Source organism: Bradyrhizobium monzae, from assembly GCF_021458635.1.
In the GTDB taxonomy this organism is placed as follows: domain Bacteria; phylum Pseudomonadota; class Alphaproteobacteria; order Rhizobiales; family Xanthobacteraceae; genus Bradyrhizobium.
This window is the reverse complement of sequence record NZ_JAIRDQ010000011.1, coordinates 121,105-141,186: the sequence shown is the minus strand read 5'-3', so window position 1 is coordinate 141,186 and position 20,082 is coordinate 121,105. Positions and strand designations below refer to the sequence as shown.

Sequence of the window (20,082 nt, the reverse complement as noted above, 5' to 3'; positions counted from 1 at the left end):
CCTGTTACGTTCACGCAACATGTCGCGGGACTCTGTTTCCATCGCACTAGATGGAGTTTTGTGACGCCGCACAAGCGACGATGTGGTGACGGATTTCGTTAAGTTGGGGACGGCGCGGAGTCGAATCAGAATCGGGGAGGAGTCAAATGGATTCCCGAAGAAGACAGCCCTCACCTCATCTTCGTGAAAACAACCCCATGCACAGTAGCTAAGCCATTGATATCACTCATTGAATCATAGCCCGCATGGAGCGGAGCGGAATGCGGGGAGCGAAAGCAAAGAATCCCGGATTTCGCTACGCTCCATCCGGGCTACGGCAGCGCTCCCTACTGCGTCTTCGCCACCCTGGGCGGCAGGGCGGTGGTGATGAAGCTGGTCGCTTCCAGCATCGCCGGGCCCAGCGGCGTCGGCACTTTCAGCCAGAACGGGACCAAAATCCGCGTTCCCGCCACCGGCGCCAAGGCGATCTCGATGTTGCGCTGGGCGGCGAGGTATTTGATCACGGGGCGGTCGGGGATGTAGCCGGCGACCGGCACGAAATACAGCGCGCAGACCACGACCGGGCCGCGATAGCCCTTCTCGGCTTTCACCGTCTCCATGCGCTTGAAATCGAGCTTGAGCTCGTAGCGCATGCGGCCGTCGAACACGGGCGCGCTGCCGTGGCAGGCCTCCGGCGACAAGGGATCACCGGTGCCGGCGACGCGCACCAGCGAGGCCGTCATCGGATCGAACACGCCGCGGCGATGCGCCTCGGTGACGACAATGCGATCAGCATCGACCGGCGGCTCCGGGATGATGCCGAACTCCTTCACATTGCCCTTGTCGAGCGTGATGTGGATCTCTTCGGTCTTCTTCGAGGTGGTGGTGGAGGCCTGGTAGGCGGAGGCGACCAGCCCGCCATTGACCACGCGCCCCTGCGCGGCGCCGGTGCCGGATCCGCCCGCAAACGATTTCAGAATGCCGGTGGTGCCGCCGCTGGCCGCGGCGGAAAACACGTCGTCCTGGATGTCGATGTTCCAGGCGCCGCGGCCAACCGGAATGCCCGCCAGCGTCGCCTCATACTGCGCCTCGAGCTTGCCTTGAGCTGCCGCAGGCTCCGCCGCCCACGCCAGCACCAGCGCGCCAACAGCGGCCAAAGCCAGCCTGCCGGCTGACCGCAGCCGGGGCGGAAAGAGGGAGGACGTGTGCACGAGACGATCCAATCGGGAAGCGAGTGGTTGTTACTTAAGCCTGTTACGGCCGCAAGCAATGCATCCAGGCGCCATAAGCCGGGAACTCACCGGACTCTTCGGCGGCGAATGCGCCCTTTATGTGATGGTAAGGCGTTTTAAACACTGCCGTTTTGGTGATCGGGGGAGCTCCGGGCTCGAACACCTCTCCCTACCCACTCCGCTGTCATGCTCCGCGAAAGCGGGGCATCCAGTACGCCGCGGCTCCTCTGGTCAACTGCAGGCGCCTCGGGGTACTGGATCGCCCGGTCAAGCCGGGCGATGACACCGAGGGTGGGGCACGAAACCTCCGGCCCAAACGCCCCAAAACCTTGACTACCTGCCCCTCACCCCCTATACGTCCGCCCGCTCCCTGCAAGGACAGAGAATTTGCCCCCGTGGCGCCCCGAATGGCGGCCGCAACTCGTTGGGGGCTCGAACAAGGATTAGTGAGATGTCTCGCCGCTGCGAACTGACGGCCAAGGGCCCCCTCGTCGGCCACAAGGTCAGCCACTCCAACATCAAGACCAAGCGCCGCTTCCTGCCGAACCTGGTCAACGTGACCTTCATCAGCGAAGCCCTGGAGCGCAACGTGCGCCTGCGCGTCTCCACCAACGCGGTGAAGAGCGTCGACCACAATGGCGGCCTCGACGCCTTCCTGCTCAAGGCCAAGGCCGACGTGCTGTCGCCGCGCGCCCTCGAGCTGAAGCGCGCCATCCAGAAGAAGGTCGGCCCGACCGCTGCGCCGGTCAAGAAGGCCAGCTAAGAGATTCCAGAATTGGGCGGGGGCTAAGTTGCGTCGCGTGGCGTAGGCTTAGCCAGGTTGAGTTTTGCGTTGCGGCCGGATCGGAAGATCCGGCCGTTTTTGTTTGCGGATTTGTTTGTGGAGCACAATACCCAGGATCGCCAAGAGGCTCACATATTATCCGTTGTGCTACTGTAGCGTGTGAGCTCGTGCTGCTAACAATAATGCTTCTTGACTAGAATCACTACATTCCCTTTTCCGAGCCCCCTTTGAGCCGATCGCGAAAGGAGGCTTGGACAGCGACCTAAGGTTTATAGATGGATTTTGATGTGGCCGGCCCATTCACGCTCGAGCGCTCCGGCCCGAAAAAGATGATTACCGACCTCACAGTAAAGGCTCTCAAGCCTGTCCTGGAAGAATGGGAGGAAGGACTTTCGGACGCCTGCGGATGCTACGTCTTTGCTGTCAGGGCGGGAAGGGTGTCGGACGATTCGCCGTTCACAAATTAGGAAACAAGATCGAGGTTCGAACGAAGCGTGATGGCGCGCCTGAACTGACTGTGCTCATCGATTGGCTCGAGTATTCGAAGCACAGATACATGGACGAAGCTTTGATTTCGCTTGAGGAGAGCAAGGAGACCGACAAGAGCAAAATTCGCAAGGTGCTCAATACTGTTACCGAGAAGACTATCGCCGACCTTGAAGACCCACTCAATTCGTTACGAGCTGAACTCACGAAGAGGGACCTTGCGGGCGCGTTAGAAAATCACCTCAAGGCGATCGAACGGAAGTTCAATCAGATGAAAGAGGTGATGACTCACGCGGGAAGCGCGGGCCTAAATCTGGGAATCCTTTTTCATGAGATAGATCGAGGCGTGAAGAGTCTGACAACGGACATTCGCAAGAACGCCCCGATGAAGACACTTTTGGACAGGGCAGAACATCTCACGTCCCGGCTTCATAAGCTTTCAGCGAGCCCGCTAACAATCCGAGTCATCACAGGCGGGCACACTCCGTTGCCAAGTAGGCGAACTCTTTCGCGCCGCGTTCCGAGAGGCAAGCTGTAGTCCTTGGTGAACATCTCCAACGTGCTGAAGCTCTCGCTGCCTGCGCAAGACCGCCAAGACGCAGCCGCGGCAGATGGTGCTCTCCGATCCCCGGGTCGGCACTGCGATCCCGGGGTCGGCTCTCCGATCCCCGGGGGGCGGCACGGTGACGGCACCGGTAAACAGCATCGCGCGCGCGTTAACCATGGATTAACCAACGCAGCCTAGCCTGCTGCAATCGTCCAGCCATCATTAGCCCGAAATGCCTTCCCGGTTCGCTCCAGGAGAAGCGCCGATGTCTGTTGCGTTGTTGACGTATGCCGATCTGGGTGCCCGCCTCAATATCTCGCGCGAAGCCGCGCGGTCGCTGGCGCGACGTCGCCGCCTGCCGCGCTCGCGTTCGGATGACGGCAAGGCGCTGGTGAGGGTTGATTTCTCCGAGCTGCGGTACACGCCCCGCCCGCGAATGGGCCGCCGGGCAGACTGCATCGAAGTCTCCATGGCAAGGATCGAAGCCGTAGAGCCATTTCCGTTCCGACAGTGTCGGAACGGGGCTCTAAGTTTTTATTCTGACGCGTTTTCCTTGCGCGAACCGGTATCCACTTCGCTCAAAAACGCTTCTGAGACCGAGGCCTTCAAGGCGGAGATTGCGCGGCTCGAAGACGTCGCAACCGCCTACAGGGCGGTGTTCGAGCGCGAGCGTGAGCGCGCCGAGCGCCTCGCAGTCGAGCTGCAGCAGGCGGGCGCCGAGGCGACGGCAGCCAATGCGTGGGCAACCCGACTGGAAGACGAAATGGCGGCGCTGCGGACCGATCGCCGCCCTGGCGGCTCGCTCGCGGAACGCGCCGCGCTTCGCTTGGGACATCTGGCCGCTTCGATCGTGCAAGCAGACCGCATGGCCCGCAGGTAGCACTCGAAACTTCTTTAATCCCCGGCTTGCCGGAGCAATCGCGAGGGAAGAATGACTGACACCACCGATATCCATGAAATGAAGGCCCGCATCGTCGTGTTCGGCGTCGGCGGCGCCGGCGGCAATGCCGTGAACAACATGATCACGGCCGGGCTGCAGGGGGTCGAGTTCGTCGTTGCCAATACCGACGCGCAGGCGCTGGCCATGTCGAAGGCAGGGCGCCTCATCCAGCTCGGAACGAAGGTGACCGCGGGCCTCGGCGCCGGCTCGCAACCGGAACTGGGACGCGCCGCGGCCGAAGAGGTGATCGATACGATCCGCGATCAATTGACCGGCGCGCACATGGTGTTCGTGACGGCCGGCATGGGCGGCGGCACCGGCACCGGGGCCGCACCCATCGTCGCGAGGATCGCGCGCGAGCTCGGCATACTCACCATCGGCGTGGTCACCAAGCCGTTCTACTTCGAGGGCCAGCGCCGCATGCGCTTCGCCGAAGCCGGCATCGAGGAGCTGCTGAAGACGGTCGACACCCTCCTGATCATCCCGAACCAGAACCTGTTCCGCGTGGCCAGCGAGAGGACCACATTCGCCGATGCCTTCGCCCTTGCCGACCAGGTGCTCTATTCGGGCGTCGCCTGCATCAGCGACCTCATCGTCAAGGAAGGCCTGATCAATCTCGATTTTGCCGACGTCCTCTCCGTCATGAAGGAGAAGGGCAAGGCCATGATGGGACGGGGCGAGGCTACGGGCGAGAAGCGCGTGCTTGCCGCCGCCGTGGCCGCGATCTCCAATCCGTTGATCGAGAATCCCTCGATCAAGCGCGCCAGCGGCCTCATCATCTCCATCACCGGCGGCAAGGATCTCATGCTGTACGAGGTCGACGAAGCCGCGACCCGCATTCGCGACGAGGCCGACCCGGATGCCAACATCATCGTCGGCGCGTCCTTTGACGATAGCCTCGAAGGCATCGTCCGCGTCTCGGTGGTGGCGACCGGCATAGACAATCTCGACGCGGAGCAGGCGCTGCCGGTGGAAACCGCCCTCGCCCAACTCGCCGGAAGGCTGCGCAATGACGGCCGGCGCATCGCCGATCGCATCGAGCGCAGCGCACCCCTTCCGCAAGGAGAAAGCCCGCCGCTCCGCCCGCAGCCGCATCATCCCGTGGGGCCACCAGCAAGGCCGGGCCTGGACTATGCGCGCCACGCGGCAATTCAGCCGCTCCATCCCTCCGGCCGCGCCCCGGCGCGCAATGCGCCCGACGAGGCCGTTCTCGATATCCCGGCTTTCCTGCGCCGCGCCGCCAACTGAGCGGTGGCCCAACAACAGGTCGTCATCCCGGGGCGCGACGAAGTCGCGAGCTATGATGCGCAATTGCGCATCTGAGGATCCATCTAACTGCAGGGACTGTGGAGCAATGGATTCTACGGTGCGCAATTGCGCACCGTAGCTCGCGCCAAGAGGCGCGCCCCGGAATGACGGCGAGAGCGCGCAGCGCGCCGATGCTTCACGCTGCCGTGCTGCGCGGGCTCTCTGCGGTTTCCGTCTTGTCCGCCTCCTTGTCACGGGACAGCCACGCCGGGAAGCGAAGCAGGCGCTCGTTGGTGTCATTCGGCAGCTCGACGGGCGGCGCTTCATTGGCCGAACTCGGCAGGTCCGGCACCGCCTGTCCTGCTCGCACCGCATCCGCGCGCTGATCCAGTTCGCGCAACAAGGGATCGAGCACGCTGTCGATCTCGCTCGCCACCGACACCAGGAAACTATTGAGCTCGCGCGCCTCGGGCACGACCGCCGTAGCCTGCTCGATCGCCCTGGAGAGACCGTCGACGACAGGTGCAAACGCGCCGGCGGCTTGCATGATTCGCGTCTTGATCGCTTCGATCTCGCCCAGGACGCGCTCGCGCTCCCGCTTTTTCTTCTCCTCCGAAAGGCGGGCTTCGATTTCGGCGATCTGGGCCGTCAGGGTCGTGGCTTCGGATGCAAGTGCATCGCGTCTTCCGCGCGCGCGATCGAGATCGCGGCTGAGATGGTCCACTAAGTCGTCCTTTCCGAACATGGCTTTGCTCCGTAGGACAGGTGTTTTGCCGAGTAGGACGGCCCTGGCACGTACCGCCAGCCTCGCCACCGACCGGATGGCCGGATCGGCCGAAACAGGCATCAACTTCGGTCGCGTCAACTTCGGTCGCGTCACCTGGGCCGGCATGGTGAATCCCCCCATTGCCAACATTAGGCGACCGCATGGTTAACAGATGGTTAATGTCAACAATCGATGCTGCCACGGGGCATCATGCCGGCGTGCCGGGTCACCTTCGACAAGGTCACCGCTCCCCCTACCCCCGAAAATCGATGCTCCGCAGCACGATCCCCGGCGGCGTGCCCTCGAACTCCGTCGCGCGATATTTGCTCGCCGCCCGCGCTTCGATGCGGTCGCGGAGGCGGGTGAACTGGGCTTCGCGCTGCTCGGGGCGGGTTTGCGGGCCGCGTTCGAGATCGTCCATGGCGGAGGTCGAGATCGCGCAGCGGATTTCCTTCGCGCCGTCCTGCATCGAGAACTGGACGATCCCGCGGTCCTGTTCGTGGCCGATGAAACGGCCGCTGGTGAGGGTCATGGCTTACTCCTGTTACGCGGGTTGTTGCCTGAGGACTGAACGCGCTGCTCCGGCGGTGGTTCGCTCCCTCTCCCGCTTGCCGGAGAGGTTAAGCGAGACCGCCGCCGTGGCTGCCTTCAGCTTTCCCCGCCAAGCCTGGCAAAATCGTCGAGCAGCGCGGCCACCAGGGCGCGGTGGCGGGTGTCCTCGACGGGGAGGCTCGCGGCATAAAGGTTGAGCAGATGGCGCGCCTTCACCGCGGCCTCGGGCCACGACATCGCGGGCACCGTCAGCATGCGGTTTTCGAGCTCGGCCTCGCGCTCGCGCAGATCCCTGACATGGGTCTCGACCTCGGCCAGCGCGCGGCGCAGGTCGGTCGCCTTCTGCGCGGCCATGCCGCGATGCTTGTCGAGATCGACGGTATGGTCGGTCATGCGCGCCTGCCTTTCGCAAAGAGCGGCCCCAACCGACGCCAGCCTGCGACGACCATGCGCCCCTTGCCCGGCAATAGCCAGCACTATCGTCCCCGCGGCCCGCGTGCGCCGCGGTCGCAGGCTGCAGGGCTTGCGCGCGGCGTTTTAGTCCTCGCCATCGGCGGGGTGCAGGCGTAGGCTTGATCGCGTCAGCGCAGCTCACGCAATGGCCGCGGGCCTGTGTCGCGCTGCATCTTCCGCGTCTCGTGTGCGCGGCGCTGCATTGGCTCACGGAGATCGCGCGCGTTATCTCGTCGCCGCGCGCGTCTTGCGCCTACGGCAGCGCCAATCTTGCAATCGGACGAGTTCGAACCCCAAAGGAGACGGACGTCATGGCCAAGGGACAGCAACGCAGCAATCGCGAAGTCAAGAAGCCGAAGAAGGACAAGGCCAAGGTGATCGCCGCGGCACCGAGCCGCAAGGACGCCAACTGGCAGCCGGATTTCGGGCCGGGGAAGAAGAAGTAGGGTTGTCTCCGCGAACGCGAGAATTTAGCGCGAGGTGAGATACCCCTCACCCGTCTCGCCGCTTCGCGGCGAGCCACCCTCTCCCACAAGGGGAGAGGGGAAGCGCCCCACCCTCGTCTCCTCGCCGTCGCGCTTTTTTGCTATGCTCGTCCCGGTAGCATCACCTGGAGGGGCTGACCTGTGGAGCACGCGCGCAAAGCCGAGCCGAAAAACCTCGTCATCTGCTGTGACGGTACCGGCAACGAGATCTCCGAGAACATCTCCAACGTCCTGAAGCTCTATCGCTGCTTGCGCAAGACCGACAAGACGCAGCCGCGGCAGATGGTGTTTTACGATCCCGGCGTCGGCACAGTGACGGAGCCGTCGACGTGGAACAGGTGGAAGGCCAACATCAGGCTGGTGCTGGGGCTCGCCACCGGCTACGGGCTCGATGACAACGTACTGTCAGCCTATTGCTTCCTGGTCGAGCATTACGCGCCGGGCGACCGCATCTCACTGTTCGGCTTCTCGCGCGGTGCCTATACCGTGCGGGTGCTGGCGGGGCTGATCCACAAGGTCGGCCTGATCTCGCCGGAGCAGGCCAACCTCGCAGGCTCGGGCCTCGTCGCCTACAAGCAATATTCCGGGACCGGGCGCGGCAACGACATCGAGGACGTCAAGGACGACGGCTTCGACGAGGACGGGCCGCTGGCCAAGGACACCTTCGATCTCGCCGCGCAATTCGCCCGCATCACCTCGTCGCGCTGGCCGACCATCCACTTCATCGGCGTCTGGGACACGGTGGCGAGCGTGATCGTGCCGCGCGCCGACCGGCTGTATTGGCCGAGCCTGGAGGAGCTGGCCTTCACGCTGCGCAATCCGAGCGTGAATATCTTCCGCCAGGCGATCGCGATCGACGAGCGGCGCTGCATGTTCCGTCTGAAAGCGTACGAGGAGCCGCAGGCGTACTGGAGCAACCGCTTCGTGCCCGACGAGAAGAAGGTGCCGCAGGACATTCTGCAGGTGTGGTTCGCCGGCGTGCATTGCGACGTCGGCGGCGGCTATCCCGAGGCGGAGAGCGCGGAGTCGAAATACCCGCTGATCTGGATGATCGAGGAGGCGGCGAAGGCCGGCCTGAACTTCAACCCGCGCACGGTGAACCAGCTCGCCTGGGGAGTCCCTCGCAAGAACTCGCCGTTCCAATATGTCCCGCCGGCCTTTACCGGCAAGGCGGGCGTGCTGCACAATTCGATGAGCGCGGCCTGGCGCGTGCTGGAATATCTGCCGAAGAGCGCAAAATACAAGGAATGGCCGGAGCGCAAGGTGTTTTTGGGGTTCTACATTCCCGATTGCGAGCCGCGGCCGATTCCCGAAGGTGCGCATGTGCATGAGAGCGTGTTGAAGCGGATGGCGGCGGAGCCGGACTATCGGCCGGTGAACATGCCGAAGGATTTTGTGACGGTGCCGATGCCGGTGGCGCCGGGGGTGGGTGCCGAGACGGCGGGCACACTGCCACCCTCCCCTGGAGGGGGAGGGTCGGCTCACATTGAGCGCAGCGAAATGGGAGACGGGGTGGGGTGATGGTCTCTCCGCAACGAACAGTGCCCGAGTGGAGAGATCACCCCACTCCGCTCGCGCTACGCGCGATCGACCCTCCCCCTCCAGGGGAGGGTGGGCACCCCACTACCGCCACTTTCTCCTATCGCCGCTACTTTTCATTAAAATTCTCACCGAGACCTTAGCCTCATCGCATCAACTCCCCGCCATCATCTCTCCCCAAGCCCACCGCGCCTTGTCTGGGCATGATCTTACCGGAAAAACCGCTTCGCACTTTTTCCGGATCATGCCACCGCGGTATTGGAGGAGAGTGCCAATGCATCCGCGCCGACATGCCCGTGTTAAGCCCGCCGGCCTGGTGTCCCGCCAGGCCAAGATCATCACCGACCCGCGCGCGCCGATCATCGTCTGTACGCTGGTGGACTATTCACCGGGCGGCGCCTGCATCGATCTCGGCGGGCAGGTGAAGATCCCCGACCGGTTCGAGCTGCTGCATGTGAATACCAAAAAGCGTTGCCGGATTGCGTGGAAGCGCGGCACGCGGGTGGGCGTGGTGTTTTGATCCCGCCGTTGCACTGAGTTCGATCCAAAACTGTCGCCAAGCACTCCGCTCGGCTCCCTCCCCCCTTGCGGGGGAGGGAACGCACCGGTGATGCGGCGCGATCGCCTCCTAACAACTACCGTCACACCCGCATCCTCGCCTTCGCGCCCGCGACGATCTGCATCGCCACGCCGGCGATCCAGCCCAGCAGCACCAGCCAGGTCAGCGCGTCGTGCGGATCGAGCCGGAGCACGATGACGGCGACTGACGCGAGTGAGGCGAGCGTGGCGCAGAGTGTGCCGGCGGAGCTCAAGAGTTCCGCGGCGTCGATCTGGCTGTGCGCTTCGTCGAAAGGCAGTTGCGGCGTGTCGATGCCGAGATAGAAGCCGACGACGCCGAGCAGCATCATCAACAGCAGAAAGCCCTGCGTGGTGAGCGATGGGATCGCGGAGCCGACATAGGCGCCGACGAACAGCCCGCACGCAGCGCCGGCCATCGCGAGGCCAATCCGTTCCAGCACATGAGCAGTCTTGCGGACACGAAATCGCATGGCGGGCCTCGCGCGGCTTTGACTGCTGCGGAAGTTAGGCCTGTTTTGCGGCGGGTGGAAGATTGCGAGAGTTACGGATGCGTGAGGTGAGAAGTGTGACGACCTCGCCACACCTCACTCCCCTCACCGCGCCCCGAAGGTGGTCTTGCCGAACAGCGCCTTCTGCGTCGACGGCTGCGAGCGCCAGAATTGCGGTGGTGCCTCGACTTCGCCGCCCAATTCGGCCGCGGCGTGCCAGCCCCAGCGCGGGTCGTAGAGCATGCCGCGGGCGAGCGCGACCATGTCGGCCTTGCCGGATGCGACGATCTCCTCGGCCTGCTTGCCTTCCGTGATCAGGCCGACCGCGATGGTCGGCAATCCGGTCTCGCGCTTGATGGCATCGGCGAACTGCACCTGATAGCCGGGGCCGAGCGTGATCTTCTGCTGCGGCGACACGCCGCCGGAGGAGGCATCGATCCAGTCGACGCCGCGCGCCTTCAGCGCCTTGGCGAATTCGATGGTCTGCGCCAGATCCCAGCCGCCCTCGACCCAATCGGTCGACGACACCCGCATGCCGATGGGTTTTTCGCGCGGGAATACGGCGCGGACAGCGTCGTAGATCTCGAGCGGGAAGCGCATGCGGTTTTGCAAGCTACCGCCATATTCATCGGTGCGCTGGTTCGAGATCGGAGACAGGAATTGATGCATGAGATAGCCGTGCGCGCCGTGCAGCTCGATCGCATCAATGCCGATGCGCTCGGCGCGCTTCGCTGAGTCGACGAAGGCCTCGCGGATGCGCTTCAGCCCCGCGGCATCGAGCGCGAGCGGCGCGGCCTCGCCCTCCTTGTGCGGCAGCGCCGACGGCGCCACCGTCTGCCAGCCGCCTTGCGACTGAGGAATGAGCTGGCCGCCGTCCCAGGGCCGCGCGCTGCTTGCCTTGCGGCCCGCGTGCGCAAGCTGCATCGCGATCGCGGTCGTCGAATGCTTGCGGACCGACGAGAGGATCTGCTTCAGCGCGGCCTCGGAGGCGTCGCTGTAGAGCCCGAGACAGCCCGGCGTGATGCGGCCGATCGCCTCGACATGGGTCGCCTCGATGCAGAACATCGCCGCGCCCGACAGCGCCAGATTGTTGATGTGGGTGAAATGCCAGTCGGTGGGAACGCCGTCCTCGGCCGAATATTGGCACATCGGCGACACCACCAGACGGTTCTTCAAAGTCAGTCCGCGCAGCTTGATCGGGGAAAACAGGACGCTCATGCGGGGGATCCGGGGATGGAGGGCGATCGGGGTGGATGGAAGCAATTGCATGAAGTGTAGTGACCGGATGGCGGATTGCCAGTTGCGCGGGGGACATGGCCGGTCGTGGGGCCATGCATTGCGCGCGCCCTGTCATGGCGGGGCGTGCCGAAAAACTCCGCTATTCCGCCAGCGTGAACTGCAACAGCAGGGTGCGCTGGAGCAGCGAGAAATTGTCGTCCGACACCATCGTCAGCACCGTCTCGCCCTCTGCCGTGACGTGGGCGTCGATGCCTTCCATGTTGTCGACCTCATGGCCGAGATCGGCCTCGAACAGCACGGGGCCGTCGACGACGGCGCCGGGAGCGATCGTCTTCAGGGGGATCGACCGGATGCGGATGTTGATGCCGGTGAACCAGGAGAATTTGCGTTCGAGAATCAGCAGCTCGCCCAATGGCAGCAGCACGGCGTCGCTGATGAACTGCTTGTCGGTGCGCTTGATGCTGAACTGGCCGGGCGACGGGCCGCCGATCAGAAAGCCGATCAGATTGCCGTCGGCATCGAAGCCGCCTTCCGACATCGCGATCAGCGTGCCCGCGAGCGGCATGCTCTGGTCTTTGCCTCTCGGCACGAACACCAGCGCCTCGAGCCCCTTGTTATAGGGCAGCTTGCGCACCGCCGGCGGCGTCGGAAGCACCTCGCCGCGGGCGCGCGTGCCGCCCTTGGCGAAGTCGAAACGCATGATCTGGTTGACGCGTTCGAGCCCGACATAGACGAGCGAGCCGTCGCGCGCGAGCGACTCGGTGTCATACCAGAGCCGCTTCTCCGTGATCGGCCGCCCCTCGGCGTTCAGCATCGGCGCGGCCTCGACATCGTCGAGCCCGACCATCTTGCCGCCGGAATAGCGGATGCGGCCTGTAAACCAAGTGCCTTGATCTGACAGCGCGAGAAAGCGCTCGCCCTTGTCATCGAGGAAGCGGAAGCCGGACAGGCCGCCAAAGCCACGATGCGGCGAGGTCAATACGAGCCCGCTGCGAAAGACGAGCCGACCGAAGCGCGTGCGCGAACGGTCGCGCGGCTCGAAATTGGCAATCGGCCGCGCATTGACCTCGATGCTGACGGGCTCGGTGACGGCATGCTCGGCCTGCGCCGGCTTCGGCGCAGACTGCGCTTGCGCGAGCCGGGGTAATGCGAGAGTGGAAAATCCCGCCGCCGCGTGGCCGAGGAAGAGGCGGCGGGATGTGGTGGTGCTCACGAATGCAATTTGCGTCGCGGGCGATTGGCCGGTTGCGTGGGCGCGGTGTTGGTCTCGCTGAAGAGTTCGGCGAGCTTTTCTGTGATGGCGCCGCCGAGCTCTTCGGCATCCACGATCGTCACCGCGCGGCGATAGTAGCGCGTCACGTCATGGCCGATGCCGATCGCGATCAGCTCGACCGGCGAGCGGGTCTCGATCTCCTCGATGATGTGGCGCAGGTGCCGCTCGAGATAATTGCCGGGGTTGACCGACAGCGTTGAATCGTCGACCGGCGCACCGTCGGAGATCATCATCAGGATCTTGCGCTGCTCGGGCCGGCCGAGCAGGCGTTTGTGCGCCCAGTCCAGCGCCTCGCCGTCGATGTTCTCCTTCAGCAGACCCTCGCGCATCATCAGGCCGAGATTCTTTCGCGCACGGCGCCAGGGAGCGTCGGCCGACTTGTAGATGATGTGACGGAGATCGTTGAGGCGGCCGGGATTGGCCGGCTTGCCGGCGGCCAGCCACGCCTCGCGCGATTGGCCGCCCTTCCAGGCGCGCGTGGTGAAGCCGAGGATCTCGACCTTGACGCCGCAACGCTCCAGCGTGCGCGCGAGGATGTCGGCGCAGGTTGCAGCCACCGTAATGGGGCGGCCGCGCATCGAGCCGGAATTGTCGAGCAGCAGCGTCACCACGGTGTCGCGGAACGTCGCCTCCTTCTCGTGCATGAAGGACAGCGGATGATGGGGATCGGTCACCACGCGCGACAGGCGCGCAGGATCGAGGATGCCCTCTTCGAGATCGAACTCCCAGGCGCGGTTCTGCTGCGCCATCAGGCGGCGCTGCAGCCGGTTGGCGAGGCGGGCGACGATGCCCTGCAGATGCGCGAGCTGCTTGTCGAGATAGGCGCGCAGGCGCTCCAGCTCGTCATGGTCGCAGAGATCTTCGGCGGCGATGACCTCATCGAACTTCGGAGCGAAGGCGTGATATTCGGGCCCGCGCGGCTCGTTCTTGCCATGCGCGTTCGGACGCGTCGCCTCGCCCGGCGTCTCGTCGTCGCCGAGCTCGCCGTCGTCGAACGTATCGGAGGTCGAGGCCTGCGCGCTTTCCATCGCGCTGTCGCTCATGTCTTCGCTCGAGGCCTGCGCCTGGTCGGCGCTCATCTCCTGCGCGGCATCGGAATCGGGCGAGCCCTCGGCACCGGACTGATCGTTGTCGCCGTCCTGGTTCTCGTCGTTGTCGTCATTGTCTTCGCTGTCGGCGCTGCGCTCGTCGCCGAGCTCGAGCGCGGTCAGCAGATCATGCACGGCGTCGCCGAACCTGGTCTGGTCCTCGACGAGGTTGTCGAGCCGGTCGAGCCGCTTGCCGATCTTGTCTTCGAGAATCGGGCGCCAGAGATCGACCATCTTCCTGGCGGCCGTCGGCGGCGCCATGCCGGTCAGGCGCTCGCGCACCAGCATCGCCAGCGCATCGGCCAGCGGCGCATCGGCGCGGTCGGTGATCTCGTCGAACTTGCCGCGATGAAAATGATCGTCGAGCATCGCGGTGAGATTCCTGGCAACGCCCGCCATGCGGCGCGCACCGATCGCCTCGACGCGGGCCTGCTCGACCGCCTCGAACACGCCGCGCGCCTGCGGATTGCCGGGCATCAGCTTGCGATGCAGCTTGGCGTCATGACAGGCGATCTTGAGCGCGATGGAGTCCGCGTGGCCGCGCACGATCGCAGCATCGCGCTTGGTCATTTTTCGCGCGGGTTCGGGCAGCCGCGCCTTGCCGGGCGCGAGGCCCGGGCGCTCGGCCGCAAAGCTGACTTCGAGCTCGGGCGACTTCGCAATCGCCTTGAGGCACGAGGCCACCGAGCGCTTGAACGGCTCGGTCGGCGCTTCCTTGGTGTTGCGGAATTTGGAGTTGGAGGGCGTGCTCATCTCGATCTCACCGTCGTCCCCGCGAAGGCGGGGACCCATAGCCACCGACGGTTTGGTGCGTCAGGGAAAACTATCAGCGTCGCTTCATCGAGAGACCTCGCGGCATGGATCCCGGTTTTCGCCGGGACGACACGCCGCGAGAGAGATCAGGACAGCGCCACGTTGACTGCCGATTCCGGCAGCTCCGCGTTGAAGCAGCGCTGGTAGAACTCGGCGACCAGGGGACGCTCGAGCTCGTCGCATTTGTTGAGGAATGTGACCCGGAACGCGAAGCCGATATCGCTGAAGATATCGGCGTTCTCGGCCCAGGTGATCACCGTGCGCGGGCTCATCACCGTCGACAGATCGCCGTTGGCGAAGGCGTTACGGGTGAGATCGGCGAGACGCACCATCTTGTTGACGATGTCGCGGCCTTCCTGGGTACGGTAGTGCTTGGCCTTCGCCAGCACGATCTCCACTTCCTCGTCATGGCTGAGGTAGTTCAGCGTGGTGACGATCGACCAGCGGTCCATCTGGCCCTGGTTGATCTGCTGGGTGCCGTGATAGAGGCCCGAGGTATCGCCGAGGCCGACCGTGTTGGCGGTCGCGAACAGGCGGAACGACGGATGCGGCTTGATCACCTTGTTCTGGTCCAACAGCGTCAGGCGGCCGGAGACTTCCAGCACGCGCTGGATCACGAACATCACGTCCGGGCGGCCGGCGTCGTATTCGTCGAACACCAGCGCGACGTTGTTCTGCAGCGCCCACGGCAAAATGCCGTCACGGAATTCGGTGACCTGCTTGCCGTCGCGGACCACGATCGAGTCCTTGCCGACGAGGTCGATACGGCTGATGTGGCTGTCGAGGTTGACGCGCACGCAGGGCCAGTTGAGGCGGGCGGCGACCTGCTCGATATGGGTGGATTTACCGGTACCGTGATAGCCGGTCACCATCACGCGGCGGTTGCGGGCGAAGCCGGCGAGGATGGCAAGCGTGGTGGCGCGGTCGAAACGGTAGTCGGAATCGACTTCGGGTACGTGAGGATCGACTTCGGAATAGGCCGGCACTTCGAGATCGCTGTCGATCCCGAACACCTGGCGCACCGACACCTTCATGTCGGGCAGACCGGAAACTTCCTCAACTTTGGACATGGCGGCGGTCGTCATCAATCCTCCGAGGTCCCGGGCGATCCCGAGACCAGTTATTTGCACGTTGGCTGCGGCTGGGTGCGGCTGCGAACCTATCAGAGACAACGTGCCGGCAGAAGCCCGCGCCCCAATCAAAGTTCCGTTGTCTTTTCATTTAGATAGGTAAGGAACGCGATTTTTGGAAGGCTGCCCTGCAAATCTCGCCCAAATTTCGCCCCGGATCGCGGCCGCGCCTAGGCGAATGGCACTTTCACCACCTCTCACTACTTGTGTAAGGGTCTGAACCCGAACGCCCCAGCCCACCACAGAGACGACGTGACGTCATTCCTTGATCCCCTGATATCCTTCGTCTCAGTCCATGCGTGGCTGGCCTATCTGACTCTGTTCTTGGCGGCGCTGCTCGAAGCGGTCCCGGTGGTGGGGTCGGTGATCCCCGGCTCGACCATCATCCTGGCGCTGAGCGCCCTGGTTCCGGGCGGCGATTTGAAACTGCAATGGGTGCTGCTCGCAGCCGCAATTGGCGCCGTGCTGGGCGACGGTTCGGCCTACTGGCTCGGGCACCGGCAGCAGCGCGAGATCCTCAACACCTGGCCGCTGACCAATTATCCGCGCGTGGTCGAGGAGAGCGAGACCTTCTTCCACCGCTTCGGCACCTGGGCCGTGTTCTTCGCCCGTTTCGTGCCGCCGATCCGCGCCTTCGTACCGGTCACCGCCGGTGCGCTCGGCATGGCGCCGGCGAAATTCTATGCGGTCAACATCCCAGCGATCCTGGTCTGGGCACCGGCCCATGTGCTGCCGGGCGTGCTGGCGGTGTCGGCCTTACACGAATATTTCGGGGTGCCGCATCACGGGCATCCGATCAAGCACATGTGGATTTTGACGGTGGTTGCCGTCGCGATCGTGGTGGGCGTGACGGTCTGGATCTATCGCCGCAGACAGAACGGCATCGTCGTGGCTGAGGCCAAGCCGCCAACCTAATCTGCATCCAAGTATTCTGCCCTCGTCCTGAGGAGCCCGCAACGCGGGCGTCTCGAAGGATGGCCGCGAGCGAGAGCCGGGCCTGCATGGTTCGAGACGCGCGTTCCGCGCTCCTCACCATGAGGATCTAGCTCCTGGAGTCGGCGCCCCCCATCCTTCTGCCCGGCGCCGGCCCCACATACCTCGCCCGCGGCCTGATCAACTTGCCGAACTGCAATTGCTCGCTCGCATGCGCGATCCAGCCGACGCTGCGGGCCATGGCGAACAGGGCGAGCTCGCTGCCTCCCGGCAGGCGCAGCGCGTGCACCAGCACGGCGAGCACGTAATCGATATTGACGAATTCGCCGGTCGCTTCCGCGATCCGCTCCGGCACCTCGCGGGTGAACTTACGCGGCGCGCCGGCGCGCGCCAAAGCGTTCAGCAGCGACTGCGCACGAGGGTCGCCGCGCTTGTAGACGCCGTGACCGAAGCCCGGAAAACGTTCGCCGAGCGCGACGCGCTCGCGCACCATCGGCTCGACGTCGCGGTCGACCAGCGTCTTGACCAGCTGCGAGGCCAGCACGCCGGCGCCGCCGTGTTTTGGGCCTTTCAGCGCGGCAAGGCCGGCGATGACGGCATCGTAGAGATTGAGCCCGGTCGACGCCGCGCAGCGCGCGGTGAAGGTCGAGGCGTTCAGCTCGTGATCGGCCAGCAGCACCAGCGCACGACGGATCAGGTCGGGCGCGTGCTTGTTGTCGGGTGCCCAGATATGCGCGATCTGCTGATGCAACGGCTCGGCTGAAGACGCCGCATTGAGCATGGTCGCGACCAGCAGCCGAACGATGCGCGCGCCGACCATCGCACGGCCATCGGGCGCACGGGTGAAAGCGCGCGAATCGGCGCTGGCCGCGAGCGCCAGCACCGCGATGGCGCGATCGATCGGAGCTGCGCGGCGCGCGGCTTCCGCAATCGCGCGCATCTCGTCGGACATCGCGGGCTGATTGTCCGGCGCGAAGGGATCGACGTCGGAGACGTCCCAGAGCAACGTTGCGGTGTGCTCCAGCGTGTCGTTCTCGGCGAGATCGATGCAGTTGACGCCGCGGTAGATCGCGCCCTCCTCGGTGATGGTGGAGATCTCCGTGTCCATGACCGGCAGGTCGGCATCGAAGCTGCGCAGGCCGCGCGGCTCCGGCGACGGCACGCGGCGCTCCTTCAAGGCGCGGACGTCCTCGGCGCGGTAGCGATTCTTGCGCGAATCCGGCGTCGGCTCGGAGCGGATCAGCCCGCGGCTGACATAGGCGTAGAGGGTAGCCGGGGAGATCGCGAGCTCCGCCGCGGCCTCCCGGGCGGAGAGATACAGACCTTCGGAATTTTTCATATTGATTGATGTAATCAAGATTGATCAATCTGTCGAGAGGCCCGATTTTCTCCTGGTGCAGTGCAAAGGAGATTTGGGTCATGAACATCCACCTCACCAAAAGCCAGATCGGGCTGGACGGCGTTCCCGCGGCCGAGACCGTCCTGAGCGATGTCGACGGCGAGCGCGGCGAGCTGATCATTGCCGGCGAGCATATCGGCCGCCTCGCCGCCAAATCGAGCTTTGAGGGCGTCACCGCCCGGCTCTGGAACGGCGCCAGCAAGACCACCCTCACCGAAGCCAATGTCCGGTCGAGCCTGGGCGCGGCGCGCGAACGCGCCTTCGCGCGGCTCTCCGAGCTGCTGCCGGCAACGCAAGGCATGGGCATCGTCGACGGGTTTCGCGCGGCGGTCGCCGGCCTGCGCGCCGAACACGGGCTGGAGCATGAGGCCACGATCGTCGGCGCGTTTCCGGTGATCGCGGGTGCGCTGGTGCGCCGCGCCAAAGGGCTCGACCCGATCGCGCCCGATCCGAACGTGAGTCACGCCGCCGATACGCTGCGCATGCTGCATGGGCGCGCGCCCGCCGCGCGCGAGGTCACCGCACTCGATGCCTATCTCGTCACGGCGAGCGACCACGGCATGAACGCCTCGACCTTTACGGCGCGCGTGGTGGCGTCGACGCAGGCCGATCTGTTCGCTGCCGTCACCGCCGGCTATTGCGCGCTGACCGGTCCGCTGCATGGCGGCGCGCCGGAGCCGGTGCTGGAAATGCTCGACGCGATCGGCTCGCGCGAACGCATCCAGGCCTGGGTGGATGCGGCGCTGGCGCGCGGCGAGCGGATGATGGGCTTTGGTCACCGCGTCTATCGCGTGCGCGACCCGCGCGCCGACGTGCTCAAGACCGCAGTCGAGGCGCTGGCGTCTAACGGTACCGACCTGCCGTTTGCCGCCGAGGTCGAGGCCTATATCCGCGCAGCGCTGCGCAAGAAGAATCCGGAACGGCCGCTGGAGACCAATGTCGAGTTCTTCACCGCGATCCTGCTCGATGCGCTGGCGATTCCGAGACAGGCGTTTACGCCGATCTTCGCGGTGGCCCGAGCAGCCGGCTGGACCGCGCATGCGCGCGAGCAGCAGCGGACCGGACGGCTGATCCGGCCAAGTTCGTCCTATGTGGGGGCAATGCCGCAGGGATAGGGAGCGCGTAGCCGAGTGAAGCGCGACAGCGGAGCCAATCACTCCGCTGTCGTCCCTGCGAACCGCAGGGACCCATACCGCGTGATCTATCGGTGATTTCGGGTGTGAGTACCACGGGAAGACTCTTCACTACGAATCTTCGCCAAACTGCTCCCTGGGGTTATGGATCCCGGATCTGCGCTTCGCTTGTCCGGGACGACACCGAGGGTTTGGCGCCGTAGTGCTCATACGGCAAGTGCGGAGACCCTTACGCCTCCCGCACCACGGTCTTCAGATAATTATACGCCTTGATGATCTCGATCAGCCGGTCTTCGGTGGAGCGGTCGCCGCCGTTGGCGTCGGGGTGGTGCTGCTTCACCAGTGCCTTGTACTTGGACTTGACGTCGGCGAGCGTCGCACTTGGGCCGAGGCCCATCACCTGGAGCGCCTTGCGCTCGGCGTTCATCACCTTGCGCGTTTCGGCCTTGGGCTGGGCGGCCTCTGGACCCTTCCGCCAACCGGTGCGGCCGTTGAGCTCCTGGAACATGCTGAACGGATCGAAGGCACCGTCGATCTCGGCCTCCGCGCCTTTCTTGACACCGCCATTGGCGCCCATCTTCCAGGTCGGACGATGGCCGGTCAGCGCATCCTTCTGATAGCGCGCGACTGCGTCGGCATTCATGCCGGAAAAGAAATTGTAGTTCTGGTTGTACTCGCGGACGTGGTCCAGGCAGAAGTGCCAGTACTCGCGCTGGTTATCCCGGCCCTTCGGCGCGCGGTGCGCGCCCTTGTTCTGACACCCGGTCCATTCGCAGGCGACCACGGTATCGCGCGGCTTCACCTCGGGCTGCTTGCCCCGCGGCTTCACGCGGATGGAGTCGAAGAACTTTGATGAATCGATCGGCATGGCTGACTTTGACTACGCAATGCAAAAACCTTCAAGTCTTGACATTGCAATTAGCTGATAACCCATAGCCGAAACTTCGTTTCGGCGTCTTTGAAGTACGGCCGCCAGAGGCGGCCTATGCAATTGAC

General features: G+C 64.6%; 21 protein-coding genes. 10 read left to right on the top strand and 11 right to left on the bottom strand.

What is annotated here, in order from left to right; genetic code table 11:
- Positions 1-326: 326 nt before the first annotated feature.
- Positions 327-1,136 carry a DUF3108 domain-containing protein gene (locus tag K3F49_RS31445; RefSeq protein WP_234684776.1) on the bottom strand — a complete coding sequence of 270 codons (810 nt, stop codon included), beginning with the start codon at positions 1,134-1,136 and terminating at the stop codon, positions 327-329.
- Positions 1,137-1,662: 526 nt separating this feature from the next.
- Between K3F49_RS31445 and rpmB the strand changes: the two genes are divergently transcribed.
- The 5 genes from rpmB (at position 1,663) to ftsZ (ending at position 5,216) form a co-directional block, all read left to right on the top strand.
- A complete protein-coding gene (rpmB, locus tag K3F49_RS31440; RefSeq protein WP_027535901.1) occupies positions 1,663-1,974 on the top strand; it encodes a 50S ribosomal protein L28 in 312 nt (103 codons plus the stop codon).
- A gap of 296 nt (positions 1,975-2,270) precedes the next feature.
- A complete protein-coding gene (locus K3F49_RS31435; protein WP_234684775.1) occupies positions 2,271-2,462 on the top strand; it encodes a hypothetical protein in 192 nt (63 codons plus the stop codon).
- 89 nt (positions 2,463-2,551) lie between these two features.
- The gene (locus K3F49_RS31430) at positions 2,552-3,019 is read left to right on the top strand and encodes a hypothetical protein (protein WP_234684774.1); all 468 of its coding nucleotides are present in this window, start codon (positions 2,552-2,554) and stop codon (positions 3,017-3,019) included.
- Between the two features lie 274 nt (positions 3,020-3,293).
- The gene (locus K3F49_RS31425; RefSeq protein WP_234684773.1) at positions 3,294-3,908 is read left to right on the top strand and encodes a hypothetical protein; all 615 of its coding nucleotides are present in this window, start codon (positions 3,294-3,296) and stop codon (positions 3,906-3,908) included.
- A gap of 51 nt (positions 3,909-3,959) precedes the next feature.
- Complete coding sequence (ftsZ, locus tag K3F49_RS31420) at positions 3,960-5,216, top strand: cell division protein FtsZ (protein WP_234684772.1); 1,257 nt, start codon at positions 3,960-3,962, stop codon at positions 5,214-5,216.
- Positions 5,217-5,412: 196 nt separating this feature from the next.
- Here the strand turns inward: ftsZ and K3F49_RS31415 are convergent, their stop codons facing one another.
- The 3 genes from K3F49_RS31415 to K3F49_RS31405 form a co-directional block, all read right to left on the bottom strand.
- Positions 5,413-6,108 carry a hypothetical protein gene (locus K3F49_RS31415; protein ID WP_234684771.1) on the bottom strand — a complete coding sequence of 232 codons (696 nt, stop codon included), beginning with the start codon at positions 6,106-6,108 and terminating at the stop codon, positions 5,413-5,415.
- A 127-nt stretch (positions 6,109-6,235) separates the two neighbouring features.
- Positions 6,236-6,514 carry a DUF1488 family protein gene (locus K3F49_RS31410; RefSeq protein ID WP_234684770.1) on the bottom strand — a complete coding sequence of 93 codons (279 nt, stop codon included), beginning with the start codon at positions 6,512-6,514 and terminating at the stop codon, positions 6,236-6,238.
- A gap of 116 nt (positions 6,515-6,630) precedes the next feature.
- Complete coding sequence (locus K3F49_RS31405; protein ID WP_234684769.1) at positions 6,631-6,927, bottom strand: hypothetical protein; 297 nt, start codon at positions 6,925-6,927, stop codon at positions 6,631-6,633.
- A 371-nt stretch (positions 6,928-7,298) separates the two neighbouring features.
- Between K3F49_RS31405 and K3F49_RS39265 the strand changes: the two genes are divergently transcribed.
- The 3 genes from K3F49_RS39265 to K3F49_RS31395 all read left to right on the top strand — a co-directional run bounded on the left by K3F49_RS39265 (position 7,299) and on the right by K3F49_RS31395 (position 9,531).
- Complete coding sequence (locus tag K3F49_RS39265; protein ID WP_276575433.1) at positions 7,299-7,433, top strand: hypothetical protein; 135 nt, start codon at positions 7,299-7,301, stop codon at positions 7,431-7,433.
- Between the two features lie 180 nt (positions 7,434-7,613).
- Positions 7,614-8,993, top strand: coding sequence for a DUF2235 domain-containing protein (locus K3F49_RS31400; RefSeq protein WP_234684768.1), 1,380 nt, complete (start codon positions 7,614-7,616; stop codon positions 8,991-8,993).
- A 292-nt stretch (positions 8,994-9,285) separates the two neighbouring features.
- Entirely contained in the window at positions 9,286-9,531 is a 246-nt protein-coding gene (locus K3F49_RS31395; protein ID WP_234684767.1) for a PilZ domain-containing protein, read from the top strand.
- Positions 9,532-9,652: 121 nt separating this feature from the next.
- Here the strand turns inward: K3F49_RS31395 and K3F49_RS31390 are convergent, their stop codons facing one another.
- From K3F49_RS31390 to cobS, 5 genes are all read right to left on the bottom strand, one after another.
- Positions 9,653-10,060: a hypothetical protein gene (locus K3F49_RS31390; protein WP_234684766.1), complete on the bottom strand. Its 408-nt coding sequence runs from the start codon at positions 10,058-10,060 to the stop codon at positions 9,653-9,655.
- A 123-nt stretch (positions 10,061-10,183) separates the two neighbouring features.
- Positions 10,184-11,296, bottom strand: coding sequence for an NADH:flavin oxidoreductase/NADH oxidase (locus K3F49_RS31385; protein ID WP_234684765.1), 1,113 nt, complete (start codon positions 11,294-11,296; stop codon positions 10,184-10,186).
- 160 nt (positions 11,297-11,456) lie between these two features.
- A complete protein-coding gene (locus K3F49_RS31380) occupies positions 11,457-12,530 on the bottom strand; it encodes an esterase-like activity of phytase family protein (protein WP_234684764.1) in 1,074 nt (357 codons plus the stop codon).
- Positions 12,527-14,431 carry a cobaltochelatase subunit CobT gene (cobT, locus tag K3F49_RS31375; RefSeq protein WP_234684763.1) on the bottom strand — a complete coding sequence of 635 codons (1,905 nt, stop codon included), beginning with the start codon at positions 14,429-14,431 and terminating at the stop codon, positions 12,527-12,529. Before cobT ends, K3F49_RS31380 begins: the two co-directional genes overlap by 4 nt.
- Positions 14,432-14,577: 146 nt before the next feature.
- Complete coding sequence (gene cobS / locus K3F49_RS31370; protein ID WP_234684762.1) at positions 14,578-15,576, bottom strand: cobaltochelatase subunit CobS; 999 nt, start codon at positions 15,574-15,576, stop codon at positions 14,578-14,580.
- Between the two features lie 297 nt (positions 15,577-15,873).
- Here cobS and K3F49_RS31365 point away from each other — a divergent pair, with 297 nt between their 5' ends.
- A complete protein-coding gene (locus tag K3F49_RS31365) occupies positions 15,874-16,536 on the top strand; it encodes a DedA family protein (protein WP_234684761.1) in 663 nt (220 codons plus the stop codon).
- Between the two features lie 127 nt (positions 16,537-16,663).
- Here K3F49_RS31365 and K3F49_RS31360 read toward each other — a convergent pair whose 3' ends face one another.
- Positions 16,664-17,893 (bottom strand): citrate synthase family protein, encoded by a 1,230-nt coding sequence (locus K3F49_RS31360; RefSeq protein ID WP_234684760.1) that lies wholly within the window; start codon positions 17,891-17,893, stop codon positions 16,664-16,666.
- A gap of 80 nt (positions 17,894-17,973) precedes the next feature.
- Between K3F49_RS31360 and K3F49_RS31355 the strand changes: the two genes are divergently transcribed.
- Complete coding sequence (locus tag K3F49_RS31355; protein ID WP_234684759.1) at positions 17,974-19,068, top strand: citrate synthase/methylcitrate synthase; 1,095 nt, start codon at positions 17,974-17,976, stop codon at positions 19,066-19,068.
- Between the two features lie 247 nt (positions 19,069-19,315).
- Here K3F49_RS31355 and K3F49_RS31350 read toward each other — a convergent pair whose 3' ends face one another.
- Positions 19,316-19,954 (bottom strand): J domain-containing protein, encoded by a 639-nt coding sequence (locus tag K3F49_RS31350; RefSeq protein ID WP_234684758.1) that lies wholly within the window; start codon positions 19,952-19,954, stop codon positions 19,316-19,318.
- Between the last annotated feature and the right edge of the window lie 128 nt (positions 19,955-20,082).